Annotated in this window: 18 protein-coding genes and 1 pseudogene; 10 read left to right on the top strand and 9 right to left on the bottom strand. The window is 66.3% G+C overall.

Annotated elements, in window-relative coordinates:
• Positions 1 to 173 precede the first annotated feature (173 nt).
• Positions 174 to 695 (bottom strand): GtrA family protein, encoded by a 522-nt coding sequence (locus ACIA76_RS18790; RefSeq protein WP_397153094.1) that lies wholly within the window; start codon positions 693 to 695, stop codon positions 174 to 176.
• Positions 696 to 908: 213 nt separating this feature from the next.
• Between ACIA76_RS18790 and ACIA76_RS18785 the strand changes: the two genes are divergently transcribed.
• The 7 genes from ACIA76_RS18785 (at position 909) to ACIA76_RS18755 (ending at position 5,888) form a co-directional block, all read left to right on the top strand.
• Positions 909 to 1,655 carry a DivIVA domain-containing protein gene (locus ACIA76_RS18785; protein WP_397153093.1) on the top strand — a complete coding sequence of 249 codons (747 nt, stop codon included), beginning with the start codon at positions 909 to 911 and terminating at the stop codon, positions 1,653 to 1,655.
• A gap of 89 nt (positions 1,656 to 1,744) precedes the next feature.
• A complete protein-coding gene (locus ACIA76_RS18780; protein ID WP_397153489.1) occupies positions 1,745 to 2,386 on the top strand; it encodes a YceD family protein in 642 nt (213 codons plus the stop codon).
• A gap of 2 nt (positions 2,387 to 2,388) precedes the next feature.
• Entirely contained in the window at positions 2,389 to 2,571 is a 183-nt protein-coding gene (gene rpmF / locus ACIA76_RS18775; RefSeq protein ID WP_062511683.1) for a 50S ribosomal protein L32, read from the top strand.
• 25 nt (positions 2,572 to 2,596) lie between these two features.
• Entirely contained in the window at positions 2,597 to 3,334 is a 738-nt protein-coding gene (rnc, locus tag ACIA76_RS18770; RefSeq protein WP_397153092.1) for a ribonuclease III, read from the top strand.
• A 2-nt stretch (positions 3,335 to 3,336) separates the two neighbouring features.
• A complete protein-coding gene (gene mutM / locus ACIA76_RS18765) occupies positions 3,337 to 4,194 on the top strand; it encodes a bifunctional DNA-formamidopyrimidine glycosylase/DNA-(apurinic or apyrimidinic site) lyase (protein ID WP_397153091.1) in 858 nt (285 codons plus the stop codon).
• Between the two features lie 93 nt (positions 4,195 to 4,287).
• Positions 4,288 to 4,869 carry a dihydrofolate reductase family protein gene (locus tag ACIA76_RS18760; RefSeq protein WP_397153090.1) on the top strand — a complete coding sequence of 194 codons (582 nt, stop codon included), beginning with the start codon at positions 4,288 to 4,290 and terminating at the stop codon, positions 4,867 to 4,869.
• Positions 4,870 to 4,892: 23 nt separating this feature from the next.
• On the top strand, positions 4,893 to 5,888 hold the full coding sequence (locus ACIA76_RS18755) for a PHP domain-containing protein (protein ID WP_397153488.1): 996 nt from the start codon (positions 4,893 to 4,895) through the stop codon (positions 5,886 to 5,888).
• On the opposite strand, the gene ACIA76_RS18750 is transcribed toward ACIA76_RS18755, so the two are convergent.
• The 8 genes from ACIA76_RS18750 to ACIA76_RS18715 form a co-directional block, all read right to left on the bottom strand.
• Positions 5,885 to 6,337, bottom strand: coding sequence for a DUF350 domain-containing protein (locus ACIA76_RS18750; protein WP_397153089.1), 453 nt, complete (start codon positions 6,335 to 6,337; stop codon positions 5,885 to 5,887). The genes ACIA76_RS18755 and ACIA76_RS18750 overlap by 4 nt on opposite strands.
• A gap of 39 nt (positions 6,338 to 6,376) precedes the next feature.
• Positions 6,377 to 7,546 carry a glutathionylspermidine synthase family protein gene (locus ACIA76_RS18745; RefSeq protein ID WP_397153088.1) on the bottom strand — a complete coding sequence of 390 codons (1,170 nt, stop codon included), beginning with the start codon at positions 7,544 to 7,546 and terminating at the stop codon, positions 6,377 to 6,379.
• Entirely contained in the window at positions 7,546 to 8,400 is an 855-nt protein-coding gene (locus ACIA76_RS18740) for a hypothetical protein (RefSeq protein WP_397153087.1), read from the bottom strand. The genes ACIA76_RS18745 and ACIA76_RS18740 overlap by 1 nt, the downstream gene beginning before the upstream one ends.
• Positions 8,401 to 8,424: 24 nt before the next feature.
• Positions 8,425 to 8,703 carry an acylphosphatase gene (locus tag ACIA76_RS18735; protein WP_397153086.1) on the bottom strand — a complete coding sequence of 93 codons (279 nt, stop codon included), beginning with the start codon at positions 8,701 to 8,703 and terminating at the stop codon, positions 8,425 to 8,427.
• On the bottom strand, positions 8,703 to 9,161 hold the full coding sequence (locus ACIA76_RS18730) for an OsmC family protein (protein ID WP_397153085.1): 459 nt from the start codon (positions 9,159 to 9,161) through the stop codon (positions 8,703 to 8,705). Before ACIA76_RS18730 ends, ACIA76_RS18735 begins: the two co-directional genes overlap by 1 nt.
• 215 nt (positions 9,162 to 9,376) lie before the next feature.
• Positions 9,377 to 10,108: a response regulator gene (locus ACIA76_RS18725; protein WP_397153084.1), complete on the bottom strand. Its 732-nt coding sequence runs from the start codon at positions 10,106 to 10,108 to the stop codon at positions 9,377 to 9,379.
• On the bottom strand, positions 10,105 to 12,609 hold the full coding sequence (locus tag ACIA76_RS18720; RefSeq protein WP_397153083.1) for an ATP-binding protein: 2,505 nt from the start codon (positions 12,607 to 12,609) through the stop codon (positions 10,105 to 10,107). The genes ACIA76_RS18725 and ACIA76_RS18720 overlap by 4 nt, the downstream gene beginning before the upstream one ends.
• The gene (locus ACIA76_RS18715) at positions 12,606 to 12,755 is read right to left on the bottom strand and encodes a hypothetical protein (protein ID WP_397153082.1); all 150 of its coding nucleotides are present in this window, start codon (positions 12,753 to 12,755) and stop codon (positions 12,606 to 12,608) included. Before ACIA76_RS18715 ends, ACIA76_RS18720 begins: the two co-directional genes overlap by 4 nt.
• Before the next feature lie 368 nt (positions 12,756 to 13,123).
• Here ACIA76_RS18715 and kdpF point away from each other — a divergent pair, with 368 nt between their 5' ends.
• The 3 genes and pseudogenes from kdpF to ACIA76_RS18700 form a co-directional block, all read left to right on the top strand.
• Entirely contained in the window at positions 13,124 to 13,210 is an 87-nt protein-coding gene (kdpF, locus tag ACIA76_RS18710; RefSeq protein WP_397153487.1) for a K(+)-transporting ATPase subunit F, read from the top strand.
• The gene (kdpA, locus tag ACIA76_RS18705) at positions 13,211 to 14,887 is read left to right on the top strand and encodes a potassium-transporting ATPase subunit KdpA (RefSeq protein WP_397153081.1); all 1,677 of its coding nucleotides are present in this window, start codon (positions 13,211 to 13,213) and stop codon (positions 14,885 to 14,887) included.
• Positions 14,884 to 15,785: pseudogene (locus ACIA76_RS18700) on the top strand (potassium-transporting ATPase subunit B); the annotation flags it as partial. The gene kdpA and the pseudogene ACIA76_RS18700, both read left to right, overlap by 4 nt.

Here is a 15,785-nt window from a genome sequence, read left to right as displayed (position 1 = left end):
GAATCGAGTACCCGAAGAACATGTTTGCTCCGTTATGACGCGGGGTACTCACCTGCGGTTCCTTGCTCAGGTGACCAGCTTCTCTCCGCACCCTTTCCCGCGCTTCGCACCGGCTGTGGATGGCTGGAAGGGGTGCGAGGTGCGGGAAAGGGTGCGGCGTTGGGGGAGTGGGGTCAGAAGACCCAGAGGCGGAGGGTGAGGAAGCGGAGGGCGCCTACCGCGGCGGTGATGGCGACTACCGCCAGGGCCTCGGCTATGTCGTTGAGGGTGGGGGCCGCCACGTCGAGGATGGCCAGGCCCGCGGAGGTGATGGCCAGGCCGGCCAGGGCGAGGCCGCCGCCCTCGAGTTGGGCGGTGAGCCAGTTGACCCGGTCGGCGGCGTGGAAGGTGAGGCGGCGGTGGAGTTCGTTGGCCAGGGCCGTGCTCACGATCGAGCCGGTGAGGTTGGCCAATTGCGGGCCGCCGCCGTAGCAGGCCAGGAACAACAGGAAGTAGCCCACATTGCTCAGTCCGCCGACCAGGGCGAAGCGGATCAGCTGCGGGAACCAGTGGTCGCCGCGCAGATACGCGCCTACGCGGGCCAAGGAGTTCGGCGCCGTCGCGCGATCCTCGGCCGTCTCGGGATGCGCGGACATATCCGGGCCGGATTGCGGGTCTACCCACATGCCCGGAGGTACCGGATACAGGACAGCCATTGTCTTTCCGATCCACCGTCGCCGGATCCGGGGTGGCCGGATACCGACTGATCTACCGCTTGGTAACCAAGTTAACACCAAGTGGAGAGATTTCCTCCACTTGATTTTGTGGCGTTGGAAACACCTCACGACACACCGGGGGTGAACTGGGCGGATGATCGTGACGAGAGGCACACTGGGCCGAGAGAGAGTTCGGCAGGAGAGTGGGGTCAGATGTATCGCGTATTCGAAGCACTCGACGAGCTGGTCGCGATCGTGGAAGAGGCGCGGGGTATCCCGCCCACCCGCAACTGCATAATCCCGCGTGGCGATGCACTCGAATTGCTCGACGACGTGCGCGAGGCCCTGCCGGGCGAACTCGACGACGCCCAGGACGTGCTCGACCATCGCGACAAGATCGTCAACGACGCCCGCACGGCCGCGGAGAATACGGTCTCCGGTGCCAACGAACAGGCCCATCTGACCGTGACGGGCGCCCGTGAGGAGGCCGATCGCATCCTGGCCGACGCCAAGGCGCATGCCGACCGCATGGTCGCCGAGGCCCGCGCGCACGCCGATCACATGGTCAGCACCGCGCAGTCGGAGGCCGATCGCGTCGTCGCCGACGGTAAGGCCGAATACGAGGCGGTCACCGACCGGGCGCGCACCGAATCCGATCGCATGATCGCGGCGGGCCAGGCGTCCTACGACCGCTCGGTCGCCGAGGGCCAGGCCGAGCAGGACCGGCTGGTCTCCCAGACCGAGGTCGTGCGGGCCGCGCATTCGGAATCGGCGCGATTGATCGATGGCTCGCACGCCGAGGCCGATCGCCTCCGCGAGGAATGCGATCAATACGTGGATTCCAAGCTCGCCGATTTCGAGGAGTCCCTGCACAACACCCTGCGCACGGTCGGGCGCGGGCGTCAGCAATTGCGCAGTGGCGTCGGCATCGCCGACTATGCCTCGGAGTTCCGCCGCTGAGGTGAGCGGGCGCGGTTTGGGCCGGCCGGTGGGCGTCGCGTATTGTTGAGTGGTTGCCCAACCAATCCCCAAACTTGAGTGAGTTCGTGATGCCCGCCGAATCCGGTTCCCATCCGCGTCGTCGTCAGACGGACGGTGGCTTCGTGCTGGATATGCGCAGCCTCGGCCGTGCGCCTGGGTCGATGCGTGAGTTGCATCGCATGGTGACCGTGCCGGAGAAGATCGGCCTGGATCTGGTCGGCATTCCGGCCGGCGCCGAGCTCGAGTTGGATCTGGTTTTCCAGTCCGTCTCGGAGGGCGTGCTGGTTACCGGGACGGTCGCCGGGACGCTCGAGGGCGAGTGCTCGCGCTGCCTCGAATCGTTCAGTGACGAGATCGAGCTGCAGCTCACCGAGCTGTTCGCCTATCCGAACAGCGCGACCGAGCAGACCACCGAGGAAGACGAGATCCACCGCCTGGTCGACGATATGGTCGATCTGGAACCGGTGGTCGTCGACGCCGTCGGCCTGGAGCTTCCGCTGCAGCCGCTGTGTGAACCGGACTGCCCGGGACTGTGCCCGGAATGCGGTGTGCGGATGGCGATTGCGGGTTCTGATCACAAGCATGAGATACTGGACCCTCGCTGGGCGGGGCTCGCGAATTTCGCGGCCGACACCGCAGCAGAATCAGACGTAGACCGTTCTCTTGCGGGCCGTAGCGGCTCGACAAGTTCGACGACAGAGGAGAGTTAGTCGTGGCCGTTCCGAAGCGCCGGATGTCTCGTGCCAACACCCACGCGCGCCGCAGCCAGTGGAAGGCCACCGCGCCGACCCTGATCACCTGCCCGAACCGGGCCTGCGGCCAGAAGACCCTGCCGCATATCGCCTGCCCGAACTGCGGCACCTACAAGGGCCGTCAGGTCACTTCCGCGATCTGATCGCGCGGATCCGGTAGCCGAGATCGTGACCGCCAGCAAGGATTCAGCGGACGCACCCGCCGTGGGCGAAGCCGCTGACCATACCTCTCTGCTCCAGGCGCTCGGCGTCGAGGTGCGCCCGGATCTGCTCCGGCTCGCGCTGACCCATCGCTCCTACGCCTACGAGAACGGCGGTCTGCCGACCAACGAGCGCCTGGAATTCCTGGGTGACTCGGTGCTCGGTCTGAGCATCACCGAACGGCTGTATCTCGAGCATCCGGCCAAATCCGAGGGCGAGTTGGCCAAGCTGCGTGCCAGCGTGGTGAACATGCACGCCCTGGCCGAGGTCGCACGTGCTCTCGGCGAGGGTGGCCTGGGTCGCCATCTGCTGCTCGGCAAGGGCGAGGAGCTGACCGGCGGTCGCGACAAGCCGAGCATTCTCGCCGACGGCATGGAGTCGCTGCTCGGTGCGGTGCATCTGCAGCACGGCATCGAGATCGCCCGCAGCGTCGTGCTGCGGCTGTTCGCGGACCTGCTCGAGCGCGGTCCGCGCATGGGTGCCGGGCTGGATTGGAAGACCAGCCTGCAGGAGCTGACCGCCGAGCGCGGTATCGGCGTGCCCAGCTACGAGATCACCTCCACCGGGCCCGACCACGACAAGGAATTCACCGCCACCGCGGTGATCGCCGGTCAGGCCTATGGCAAGGGCATCGGTCGCTCCAAGAAGGAAGCCGAGCAGAAGGCGGCGGGGGCCGCCTGGCAGGCCCTGAATTCCGAAGGCTGAGAATGCCGGAACTTCCCGAGGTCGAGGTCGTGCGACGCGGTCTGGCCGAACATGTGGTCGGCCGCGTCGTCGAATCCGTCGCCGTCAAACATCCCCGTTCGGTCCGTCGGCACCTCATGGGTGGCGACGATCTCGCCGCGCGGCTGGCCGGGCTGCGGGTCGAATCCGCCCGGCGCCGCGGCAAGTTCCTGTGGCTGACCTTCGACGATCCCGACACCGCACTCGTGGTGCATCTGGGGATGAGCGGGCAGATGCTGGTGCAGTCCGCCGATGCGCCGCTGGAGAAGCATGCGCATATCGTCGCCGCACTCGACAGCGGCGCCCAGCTGCGTTTCATCGATCAGCGCACGTTCGGCGGCTGGGCACTCAACGACATCGTCGAGGTCGACGGCACGCTCGTACCCGATTCGGTCGCCCATATCGGCCGCGATCCGATCGATTCCCGTTTCGATGCCGAGGCCGTGGTCGCGAAGATGCGGGCCAAACAGTCCGAGATCAAGCGGGTGCTGCTCGATCAGACGGTGGTCTCGGGTATCGGCAACATCTATGCCGACGAGGCGCTGTGGCGCGCGGGAATCCACGGCGAGCGCATCGCCGCGAAACTCGGCCGCCCCGCCCTGCACGGGTTGATCACCGATGTGCAAGCGGTGATGGGGGAGGCCCTGCTCGCCGGCGGCACCTCCTTCGATGCGTTGTATGTCAACGTCAACGGTCAGTCCGGCTACTTCGAACGGTCCCTGGCCGCCTACGGCCGCGAGGATGAACCGTGCCGCCGCTGCGGCGCCGCGATCCGCCGCGAGAAGTTCATGAATCGTTCGTCGTTCTCCTGCCCTCGGTGTCAGACGAAGCCCCGAGGCTGACGCCCGGGACTGGAAGGTCTGCGAGGGGTCCGATTGAAGCGCTACCGTTTTCATTGCGGGCCTATCGAGTAGGGACCGTGAAACGGAGGACGGATGCGCAAACTGACCTATTACGTCGCATCGACCATCGATGGCTTCATCGCCACCGAGGACGGTTCGGTCGACTTCTTCCCGGTCGGGGGTGATCACGGTCCGGCGATCACCGCGCAGTATCCGGAGACCCTGCCGACGAAGGTGCGCGAATCCCTCGGCGTGGACAAGGCCGGCAGCACCTTCGACACCGTGCTGATGGGCCGCAAGACCCACGACTTCGGTGTGCGCACCGGAACCTCGAGTCCGTATGCGCATCTGCGGCAGTTCGTGGTGTCCACGACGCTGCCCGAGAGCCCGGATCCGGGCCTCGAGCTGATCGCGTCCGATCCGCTGGCCCGGGTGCGAGAACTCAAGCGGGAGAAGGGACTCGGGATCTGGTTGTGCGGCGGCGGTGAACTTGCGCAGGTGTTGTTGCCGGAGATCGATCAGGTATTCCTGAAGCTGTATCCGATCGTGCTGGGTAAGGGCCGCCCGCTGTTCGGCGTCGGCGCCCGGCTGCCGGAGCCGACCCGGTTCCGGGTATCGACCAGTCGTATCTTCGAGGATGGAGTCGCATTCATGAAGTACAGCCGGATCAGGTAGTGTCCCAACGGATTTCGGTGCAGATGCTGCGGGAGATCGCGTTCTGGATGGAGCGCTCCCGCAGCGAGACGCATCGGGTCAGGGCTTACCGGCGGGCGGCCGATGCGGTGGCCGCCCTGTCGGAGGCCGAGTTCGATCGGTACCGCGAAGACGGTAGCTGGCGCGACATTTCGGGTATCGGGCCCAAGACCGCGGCGGCGATCGCGCAGGCCGCCGCGGGCGCCGTCCCGGATCGGCTGAACGAATTGCGCATGGCCGCAAGATCTCTCGCACCCGAGGGCGCTCAACTGCGCACCCTGCTGCGCGGCGATCTGCACACCCACTCCGACTGGTCCGACGGCGGCAGCCCGATCGAGGAGATGATGCGCACGGCCATCGCCCTCGGCCACGAGTACTGTGCGCTGACCGATCATTCGCCCCGGCTGACGATCGCCAACGGGCTGTCCGCGGCCCGGCTGCGCCGCCAGCTCGATGTGGTCGCGCAGCTCAACGAGGAGCTCGCCCCGTTCCGCATCCTCACCGGAATCGAGGTCGACATCCTCGACGACGGTTCGCTCGATCAGGACGCGGAGCTGCTCGAGCGCCTGGATATCGTGGTGGCCAGCGTACATTCGCATCTGCGCGACGACAGCGAGACGATGACCAAGCGCATGGTGTACGCGGTGGCGAATCCGAATGTCGACGTGCTGGGCCACTGCACGGGCCGTTTGGTGACCGGCGACCGCGGCACCCGCCCGGAATCCGAATTCGACGCCGAGGTGGTGTTCGAGGCCTGCCGCCGCTACGGCACCGCCGTCGAGATCAACAGCCGTCCCGAACGCCGCGATCCGCCGAGCCGCCTGATCCGGTTGGCGGTCGAGATGGACTGCTACTTCTCCATCGATACCGACGCGCATGCCCCCGGCCAATTGGATTGGCAGGGTTACGGATGCGAGCGTGCGCTCGCCAATGGCGTTGCGGCGGAACGGGTTGTCAATACCTGGCCGCTGGAACAGCTGCTGGCATTCGCCGCGGCTTAGATGATCGCGAAGGCGACCACCAGGCCGATGCCCAGATGCGCGGCGGCGACCAGCAGCGACTGCACCGCATAGGTCGGTGACTTCAGCAGCCCGCCGATGTCCAGGCCGATCGCCCGTTCGAGGATGCGCACCGAGATCACCTGTGCCGCAATGCCGACCAGACCGTAGATCGCCGTGGCGATCAGTCCCTCCGACAGCTTCCCGGCCGAGGCGTAGATGGCGAGCACCACGATGAACGCCATACTCACCATGGCCGCCGCGGCGACCACGACCGCGTTCGGATTACCGGCGCAGACCATCTTGCGCAGCGGGCCCGGGGTCGTGATGTCGACGGCCCAGAAGCCGATGAGCATCAGCAGCAGGCCGACGACGGCGTACAGGATGATCGCGCCGACGCCGTGACCGATCGTGCTCCAATACCCCGATTCGAGCGCGAGGGTGGTAGCCAAGGGGATCCTCCGTGGTGATGGTTTCGGGTCGCGTGGATGCTACTTGGTCGGAATGCGGTGCGGGACGAAGGTCGAGCTGTCGTCCGTGATCAGGCCGGGGGTCTCCCGGATTCCCATTCCGGCCGCAGTATCGCCGACGATCCAGGCGCCCACCACCGGTCGCATGCCGTCGAAGTCGGGCAGCGGGTCGAGCAACTGATAGACGAAGCCCTCCTCGCCGTACACCCCGCCGGTCGCGGCCTCGAGCCCCGCGCCCACGATCGTCATATTCGCGCCCTCGCGGCCGAGTTTCGGCTTGCGGATGTACTCGGTGAGCTCGTGCGGATCATCGAGATAGGTGGGCAGCAGATTCGGATGGCCCGGATACATCTCCCACAGCACCGCCAGCAGCGCCTTGTTCGACAACATGGTCTTCCACAGCGGCTCGATCCAGATGTGCTGGGGCACCGAATCGACCACGCGTTTGCCGAAATCGTCGTCGAGCACCCATTCCCACGGATACAGCTTGAAGATCGACTGGATCGGCGCATTCGCCAGATCCACGAACCGGTCCAGTTCGGTGTCCCAGCCGATCTCCTCGATGGGCAGCGCGACGGTGTCGAAACCGGCCTCGGCGGCGGTCTCCTGCATATAGGCGGTGGTGACGTTGTCCTCACCGCTGGTGTCGGCCGAGGACCAGGTGAAATGCAGTTCGGCCGTGGGTAGATGGTTCTCGCGCAGTTCGGTCCAGCGCTCGACGAGCTTCTCGTGCAACGAATTCCACTGATCGTCGCCGGCGTACTTGTCGGTCAGCCAGTGCCACTGCACGATTGCCGCCTCCAGCAGGGAGGTCGGCGTATCGGCGTTGTACTCCAACAGCTTTGCCGGACCGCGGCCGTCGTAGCGCATATCGAAGCGGCCGTAGACATAGGGATCCGAACGCTGCCAGGATTCCTTGATCGGGCCCCAACTCCATTCCGGCAGACCGAATTCGGCGAATCGCTCGGTGAGCACGATCTGCTCACAGGCCTGCAGGCACATCGAATGCAGCACCTCGACCTGGGCCTCCATGCCGAGGATCTCGTCGAGATCGAATTCGTAATGCACCGATTCGTCCCAGTACGGTCGCGGATGTCCGTTCTGATCGATGCCCGGGGAGCCGTACACCAGCCCCTGATCGGCAATGATCCGCTGCCAGCTCGCCCGGGGCTGGCTGCGTACGCGTCGCACTAGGAACCTCCACTCTTGGAGCCCCCACCGGAGCTCGATCCGCTCTTACTGCCCAGCCCGCCACGAACGACGGTGCCGCTCTTGGTGCTCGTGGTGGCATGGCTGGGCGCGATGGTGCTGCCGCCGCTGGGCGGGCGACCGACCGTGTTGTTGCCGCCGTAGTAGTAGCGGTACTGATGGCCATTCAAGAGGAAGAGGGCCGGGATGAGCGCGCCGCTGTGGTAGCCGGGGCTCGAGGTGTACGCCGCCTGCGCGGCCTCACAGTCCTGATCCGGCACCACGACATTGCTATCGACCTGCGTGCAGTAGGCGGTCACCTCGTCGGGGGCCGTGACCGCCTCGTAGGCAAGGTAACCCGCGCCGACCACCGCGGCCACGCCGACGATCGCCGCGCCGCCGATGAGCATCTTCTTGCGGCGCTTGCGTTTGGCCTCGAGCGCCTCCTCGGCGGCCCGCTGCGCCTCCTCGGCCCGCTTGCGGGCCTTATCCCGGGCGCGGGATTCGGCCAGCGTCGGCGGGCGCGGGCGGGTGACGCCGGGCTCCTGCCGCGCGATGCTGCCGCGCATCCGGCGCGTGGGCTCGTCGTCGACGGGCTCGTCGGAGGGCCCAGAAGATATATCGGGCAACGGATCCGGCGTCTCGGGTAGGGGAGTGGTCGGCGAGGGCTCCGCCAGCGGCATCCGCACGGTCTCGTCGCCGTCCGGTGCCGATGACTCCACGGCGGGCGTCGTCTCCGCCGCATGCGATTGCGGTAGCGAGATGCCCGGACTCGCATGCTCCGTTGATTCCGGCCCGGATGCGGGCTCGTTCGATTCGGGGTTGCCGGAGAGGTTGCCGGACTTGTCAGTTGCCAACGATCGACTCCCTGTTCCCCGCCGCTATCGTTCCTCGAAGCCGGTGAAACCGCCTTGCGCGGCGCCCCAGTCTTCCACAACCAGATCTACGCGGCCAGGCGTGTTGCCGGACCGCAACAGAGTCAGCAGCCGCTCGCATATCGCCCGCGACCCTTCGGCGATCACATGCACTCGTCCGTCGCTGGTGTTGCGGGCGTATCCGACCAGGCGCAGTTCCAGGGCCCGCGAACGGGTCCACCAGCGGAACCCGACGCCCTGCACCTGCCCGTGCACCCACGCGCTCAGCCGAACCGGATCGGCCATCACGCATCGATCTGGAACGACAGATTCACCTTCGTGCCGGTCTTCAACGTGCGACCCACGGTGCAGACCTTATCGATGGCCCGCTGCACGGTCACCAGCACCCGCTCGCGCCCGGCCTCGTCGAGTTCGCTCAGATCGAGTTCGACCACCTCGTCGAGCTGCGGATATACCTCGTTCTCACGATCGGCCGCACCCGACACCCGGATGGTCACGTCATAGCTGTCGCCGAGCCGATTCGACAGCGGGGAGTCGGTGCTCATCCCGGTACAAGCCGCCAGCGCGATCTTGAGCAGCTCGCCGGGGGTGAACACACCCTCGACACCGTCGGACCCGACGAGCACCTCGGCGCCGCGCGAGCTGCGGCCGGTATAGCGCCGCGTCCCGGTGCGCTCGACCCACAGCGTGGTCGACGCGGGGGCGGTCGAGGTGGAACCAGGAGCAACGGTCTGTTCGGACATACCGCGAGTCTATTGGCTGTGTCTGATGGCCTCGCTTCGCTCGACGGGTTTGCGACGCCTGAGGCTCGGGGGGGGGGGGGGGGGGGGGGGGGGGGGGGGGGGGGCCGCCCGCCCCCCCCCCCCCCCCCCCCCCCCCACCCCCCCCGCCGCGTCGCAAACCTGCAGGTATGCCCTTCGCAGGACGGCGCTGCCGATTCACTTGGCGCGCTTGGGTCTCACGACTGGAAGCGGTAGCCCATTCCCGCTTCGGTCAGCAGGTGCTTGGGATGTGACGGGTCATCCTCGAGTTTGCGGCGTAGCTGGGCGAGGTAGACGCGCAGGTAGTGGGTTTCGGTCGCGTATGACGGACCCCACACCTCACGCAACAGTTCTCGGCGACCCACCAGCTTGCCCTGGTTGCGGACCAGCATTTCCAGTACGCCCCATTCGGTGGGGGTGAGATGTACGTCCTGGCCGTGCTTGGTCACCTTCTTGGCCGCGAGATCGACCGTGAACGAGGAGGTTTCGACGACCGGATCGGCGCTGTCGCCGACCGTGGCCGAGCGGCGCACGGCCGCGCGCAGCCGGGCCAGCAACTCGTCCATACCGAACGGTTTGGTCACATAGTCGTCGGCGCCCGCGTCGAGGGCCTCGACCTTATCGCTGGAGTCGGTGCGCGCCGAGAGCACGATCACCGGCGCCTGGCTCCAGCCGCGCAGGCCGGCGAGCACATCGATGCCGTCCATATCGGGCAGGCCCAGGTCGAGCACCACCACGTCCGGATGTTTCTCCGCCGCGGCGCGCAGGGCCGCGGCGCCGGTCGAGGCGGTGATGACCTCGTAGCCACGCACCGACAGATTGATGCGCAGTGCCCGCAGGATCTGCGGCTCGTCGTCGACCACGAGCACCTTCGTCGATGCGGCCTGGGATTGGTCGCGCTCGCGAGGCCCTATCGCCGGTGTCGTCACCCGTTCTCCTGTTCTTGTTGATCGGCCGGCAGGTCTATCACCATCGTCAGCCCTCCACCGGGTGTCGGTTCGGCGTGGACCGTGCCGCCCATGGCCTCGACGAATCCCCGCACCACCGACAGGCCCAGCCCGACGCCGGTGGTGTTGTCGCGATCGCCGAGGCGCTGAAACGGTTCGAACAGCTGGTCCTCCAGGCCGGTCGGCATCCCGGGACCGTAATCGACGACGGTAATCGACACGCGATCGCGGACGCGTTCGGCGGTCACGCGAATCGGCGTGTCGCCCGGCGAGTAGCGCAGCGCGTTATCGATGAGGTTGGCCAGCACTCGCTCGAGCAGGCCGCTGTCGGCGCGCACGGCGACGCTGTCGACCTCGACCTTGATCCGGTCGATCGCGGCCCGCCGCAGCCCGCGCGTGCCCATGGTGACACCCACGATCGCGCGATTGACCACCTCTTCCAGGTACACGCGCTTGAGCTGAGGCTTGACCACGCCCGCGGCCAGCCGCGAGGAGTCGAGCAGATTGCCTACCAGCCCGGTGAGCTGATCGACGGATTCCTCGATGGTTTCCAGCAATTCGGCGGTGTCCTCGGGGGAGAACTCCACATCGTCGCTGCGCAGGCTCGACACCGCGGCCTTGGCCCCGGCCAGTGGCGTGCGCAGATCGTGGCTGACCGCCGAGAGCAGAGCGCGGCGCAGCCGGTCGGTCTCGAGTACCCCGGCCGCGGCCTGCGCCTCGTCGGACAGCTGCCGCTGGCGTTCCAGCCCAGCGGCCTGACTGGCGACCGCGCCGAGTACGAGCCGATCGGTCGGGGTGAGCGAGCGGCCGCTCAGCAGCAGCCAATGCTCGTCGTCACCGGCCTCGATGGCGGTATCGGCATCGGCGACCCGGCGCGGCGGCTCCTCGCCCACGCACGCCAGCACCTCGTCGTCGGTGGCGAAGCTGGCCGCCCGCTGACCGTAGGTCTCGCGCGCGCGTTCGAGCAGATCGTGCAGGTCGGCGCCGTGCAGGACCGCGCCGGCGAACAGGGTCAGCAGCTCGGCCTGTCGCGAGGCCTGCCGCGCCTCGCGGGTGCGCTTGGCGGAGATGTCCACCAGCGCCGCCACCGCGACCGCGACCATGGCCATCACCACGATCGTGAGGAAGTTGTTCAGCTCGGCGATGGTGAGGCTGTGGCGCGGGGAGACGAAGAACCAATTGAGCAGGACGCCACCGAGAATCGCCGACAGCGCGGCGGGCGCGACACCGCCGAGCAGCGATACCGCGATCACGCCGATGAAGTACAGCGCGCTCTCGCCATCGAGATCGAGATGGTTGTCGAGCCAGAAGTAGCACATCGCGGTGATCGCCGACGGCACCAGCAGGGCGGGCAGCCACGAGGACACCTTGCGCTCCGGAGCCAGCAACGACCAGCGGAAGCCGCGCTTGACCTCGTCGTGGGTGACCATGTGCACGTCGATCTTCCCCGAGAGCTGCACCACGGTCGAGCCGATGCCCTCGTCGATGATCCGCGCCCAGCGCGAGCGCCGCGAGGTGCCCAGCACCAATTGGGTCGCGTTGACCTGCCGGGCGAAATCCAGCAGTGCGGTCGGCACGTCCTCGCTGGTGACGGTGTGCAGACTCGCGCCGAGGCTGTTGGCCAGATCCCGTAATCGGGTGAGCCGCTGGGTCGATACGCCCACCAGCCCATCGCCGCGAACCACATGCACCACGATCAGATCGGCACTGGATTTGGTGGCGATGCGGCTGGCGCGGCGCACGATCGTCTCCGATTCCGGCCCACCGGTGACCGCGACGACGACTCGCTCGCGGGCCTCCCACAGCGCGGTGATCTTGTGATCCTCGCGGTACTTCGCCAGCGCCGCGTCGACCTGATCGGCCAGCCACAGCAGCGCCAATTCCCGCAGCGCCGTGAGGTTTCCGGGACGGAAGTAGTTGCGCAATGCCGCGTCCACCTTGTCGGCGGCATAGACGTTTCCGTGGGACATTCTGCGCCGCAACGCCTCCGGCGTGATATCGACCAGCTCGACCTGATCGGCGCCGCGAACCACCCAGTCCGGCACGGTTTCTCGCTGCACAACCCCGGTGATCTGTTCGACGACGTCGTTCAGGCTCTCCAGATGCTGCACATTGACCGTGGAGATGACATCTATTCCGGCGTCGAGGATTTCGTGCACATCCTGCCAGCGCTTCTCGTGTTTGGAGCCGGGCACGTTGGTGTGGGCGAGCTCATCGATCAGCACGACGGTGGGCCTGCGCCGCAAGACCGCTTCGATATCGAGTTCGGGCATGGTCGTGCCGCGGTAGGTCATCGACTTGAGCGGAATCCGCTCGATGCCCTCGAGTAACTCCGCGGTCTTCTTACGTCCGTGCGTCTCTACGACCGCGGCCACCACATCACGGCCGCGTTCCACCCGCCGATGCGCTTCGGACAGCATCGCGAAGGTTTTGCCCACGCCGGGGGCAGCGCCGAGGTAGATGCGTAATTGGCCGCGTTTCACTCGTCCATCATCGCGCGTGTCGAAGATCCTGAGTCTCGCGGCACGCGCACCTTGGTCCGATCGTCCGCGGTCGTGAGCACGCGCAGGAACAGTGCGCAGGCCAAGAAGCCGAGTATCACACTCAGCGTGACCGCGAAGTCCGGCACTTCATCTCCTCTGAAATCGGTTGCCGGCCACCCGAGATGCGGCGGCCAAACGTCATACTGTGCACCCCGATTTCCTGCCGATCGGCAGCGTTGACGCTTTCTTGACGGGTTCGCCACCCCTATTGACGCCCCTGCCACGACACACCAGGAATCCCCGTAAGTGAGCCGTCAAGGCGGGCTCACGAGACGATAAGAAGGCGTTAACGGGCCTGCTTTCGGCAAATATTGACGCTGTACTCACTGCGGCGCATCAGGGTGCGCCGTAATCGAAGAGAGGTTTCGACACACATGTCTGTCGTGGTGTTCACGCTGCTGACCGTGGGGATCTTCGCCCTGCTCGGCCTGATCCAGCGGGGAGTGGAACGGCTGTGACACAAAATGTCATCGGTCTGGTGCTAGCCGTCGGCGTCGCTGTCTATCTGGTCGCGGCGCTGCTGTTCCCGGAGAGGTTCTAGGTGAACACGATTACTGCGGGGATCGTCTTTGCGGCGGCCCTGGTCATCGCGCTTGCCGTCGTCCATGTCCCGCTGGGCGACTACATGTATCGGGTCTACTCGAGTGCGAAGCACAATCGCGCCGAGCGAGTCATCTACAAGGCCATCGGCGTGGAACCCGGTGTCGAACAGACCTGGGCCGTCTATGCCCGCAGCGTGCTGGCCTTCTCGGCGATCAGCGTGCTGTTCCTGTTCTTCCTGCAATTGGTGCAGGGGCACCTGCCCTTCCATCTGACCGATCCGGGCACCGAGATGAAGCCCGATCTGGCGTGGAACACCGCCATCAGCTTCGTCACCAATACCAACTGGCAGAACTACGCCGGTGAGTCGACCCTCGGCTACGTCGTGCAGATGTGTGGCCTGGCGGTGCAGAACTTCGTCTCCGCCGCGGTCGGCATGGCCGTGGCGATCGCGCTGGTGCGCGGGTTCGCTCGCAACCACACCAGCGACCTCGGCAACTTCTGGGTGGATCTGGTGCGGGGAACCATCCGCATCCTGCTGCCGATCGCGTTCGTCTTCGCGATCGTGTTGGTGGCGGGCGGCGTGATCCAGAACTTCCACGTATTCGACCAGGTCGCGCAGACCGTGGGCAATACCGGTACGCAGAATCTGCCGGGCGGCCCGGTCGCCAGCCAGGAGGTCATCAAGGAGCTCGGTACCAACGGTGGCGGCTTCTTCAACGTGAACTCCGCGCACCCGTTCGAGAACCCCACGACCTGGACGAACTGGCTGGAGATCTTCCTGCTGCTGGTGATCAGCTTCTCGCTGCCGCGCACCTTCGGCCGGATGGTCGGCAGTACCAAGCAGGGCTATGCGATCGTGTCCGTAATGGGCACCCTGGCGATCGTCAGCCTGCTCCTGACCAACTTCTTCCAGCTGCGCCACCACGGCACCGTCCCCACGGCGATCGGCGCGGCCATGGAAGGTGTCGAAACCCGTTTCGGCGTCTCGGATTCCGCGACCTTCGCCACCGCGACCACCCTCACCTCGACCGGTGCGGTGGATTCGGCGCACGACTCCTACACCAGCCTGGGCGGGCTCTGGCCGCTGTTCAATATGCAGCTCGGTGAGGTCGCGCCCGGTGGTACCGGTTCGGGTCTGTATGGCATGCTGATCCTGGCCGTCATCACGGTGTTCGTCGCGGGCCTGATGGTCGGGCGCACACCGGAATACCTCGGCAAGAAGATCACCCCGCGCGAAATCAAGCTCGCCGCTTCGTATTTCCTGGTGAGCCCGCTGATCGTGTTGGTGGGCACCGCGATTGCGATGGCCCTGCCGGGTGAGCGCGCGGGTATGGCCAATACCGGTCCACACGGATTGACCGAGGTGCTGTACGCCTTCACCTCCGCGGCCAACAACAATGGGTCGGCCTTCGCGGGCCTGAGCGGTAACACCACCTGGTGGAACACCGCACTCGGCCTGGCCATGGTGTTCGGCCGGTTCATTCCGATCGTGCTCGCTCTCGCACTCGCCGGTTCGCTGGCGGCGCAGGGTCACACCCCGGAGTCGATCGGCACACTGCCCACGCACCGGCCGCAGTTCGTCGGAATGGTCGTCGGCGTGACGATCATCCTGGTCGCCCTCACCTTCCTGCCCGCGCTGGCGCTCGGGCCGCTCGCCGAAGGAATTCACCAATGACCACCCCCACCCTCGAGAAACCTCGGGATGAGGCTGCCGCCCCGTCGAAGGGGCGGGTATCCAGCGGCCTGTTCGACCCGAAGATGTTGATGAAGGCCCTGCCGGACGCGTGTATGAAGCTGGATCCGCGCACGTTGTGGCGTAATCCGGTGATGTTGATCGTGGAGATCGGCGCGGTCTGGTCCACGGTGCTCGCGTTGACCAAGCCGACGTTCTTCGCCTGGGCGATTGTCGTATGGCTTTGGCTGACAGTGATTTTCGCGAATCTGGCTGAGGCGGTCGCGGAGGGGCGTGGTAAGGCGCAGGCCGACGCGCTGCGTAAGGCCAAGACCGATACCGTCGCTCGGCGACTCGTGGACTGGCATCCGGGCCAGGAACGGGTCACCGAGGAGCAGGTCGCGGCGCCGGATCTGGCGCGCGGGGACTACGTCGTGGTCGAGGCCGGGCAGGTCGTCCCCGGTGACGGTGACGTGGTGGAGGGTATTGCGTCGGTGGACGAATCGGCCATCACCGGTGAGTCCGCGCCGGTGATCCGTGAGTCCGGTGGTGATCGCTCGGCGGTGACCGGTGGCACGACCGTGTTGTCGGACCGGATCGTCGTCAAGATCACTCAGGAGCCGGGTGGGTCGTTCATCGATAAGATGATCGCGCTGGTGGAGGGTGCGTCGCGGCAGAAGACGCCGAACGAGATCGCGTTGAACATTCTGTTGGCGGCGTTGACGATCATCTTCGTGTTCGCGGTGGCGACGTTGCAGCCGTTGGCGATCTTCGCCAAGGCCCTCAACCCGGGCGTGCCCGACAGTCAAGCCCTCGACGTCAACGGTGTCACCGGCATCGTCATGGTGTCACTGCTGGTATGTCTGATCCCGACCACGATCGGTGCGCTGCTGTCGGCCAT

The organism is Nocardia sp. NPDC051570, assembly GCF_044454005.1.
Classification (GTDB): domain Bacteria; phylum Actinomycetota; class Actinomycetes; order Mycobacteriales; family Mycobacteriaceae; genus Nocardia.
Note: the sequence above shows the minus strand (reverse complement) of the source record. Positions and strands in the feature narration are given on the sequence as shown.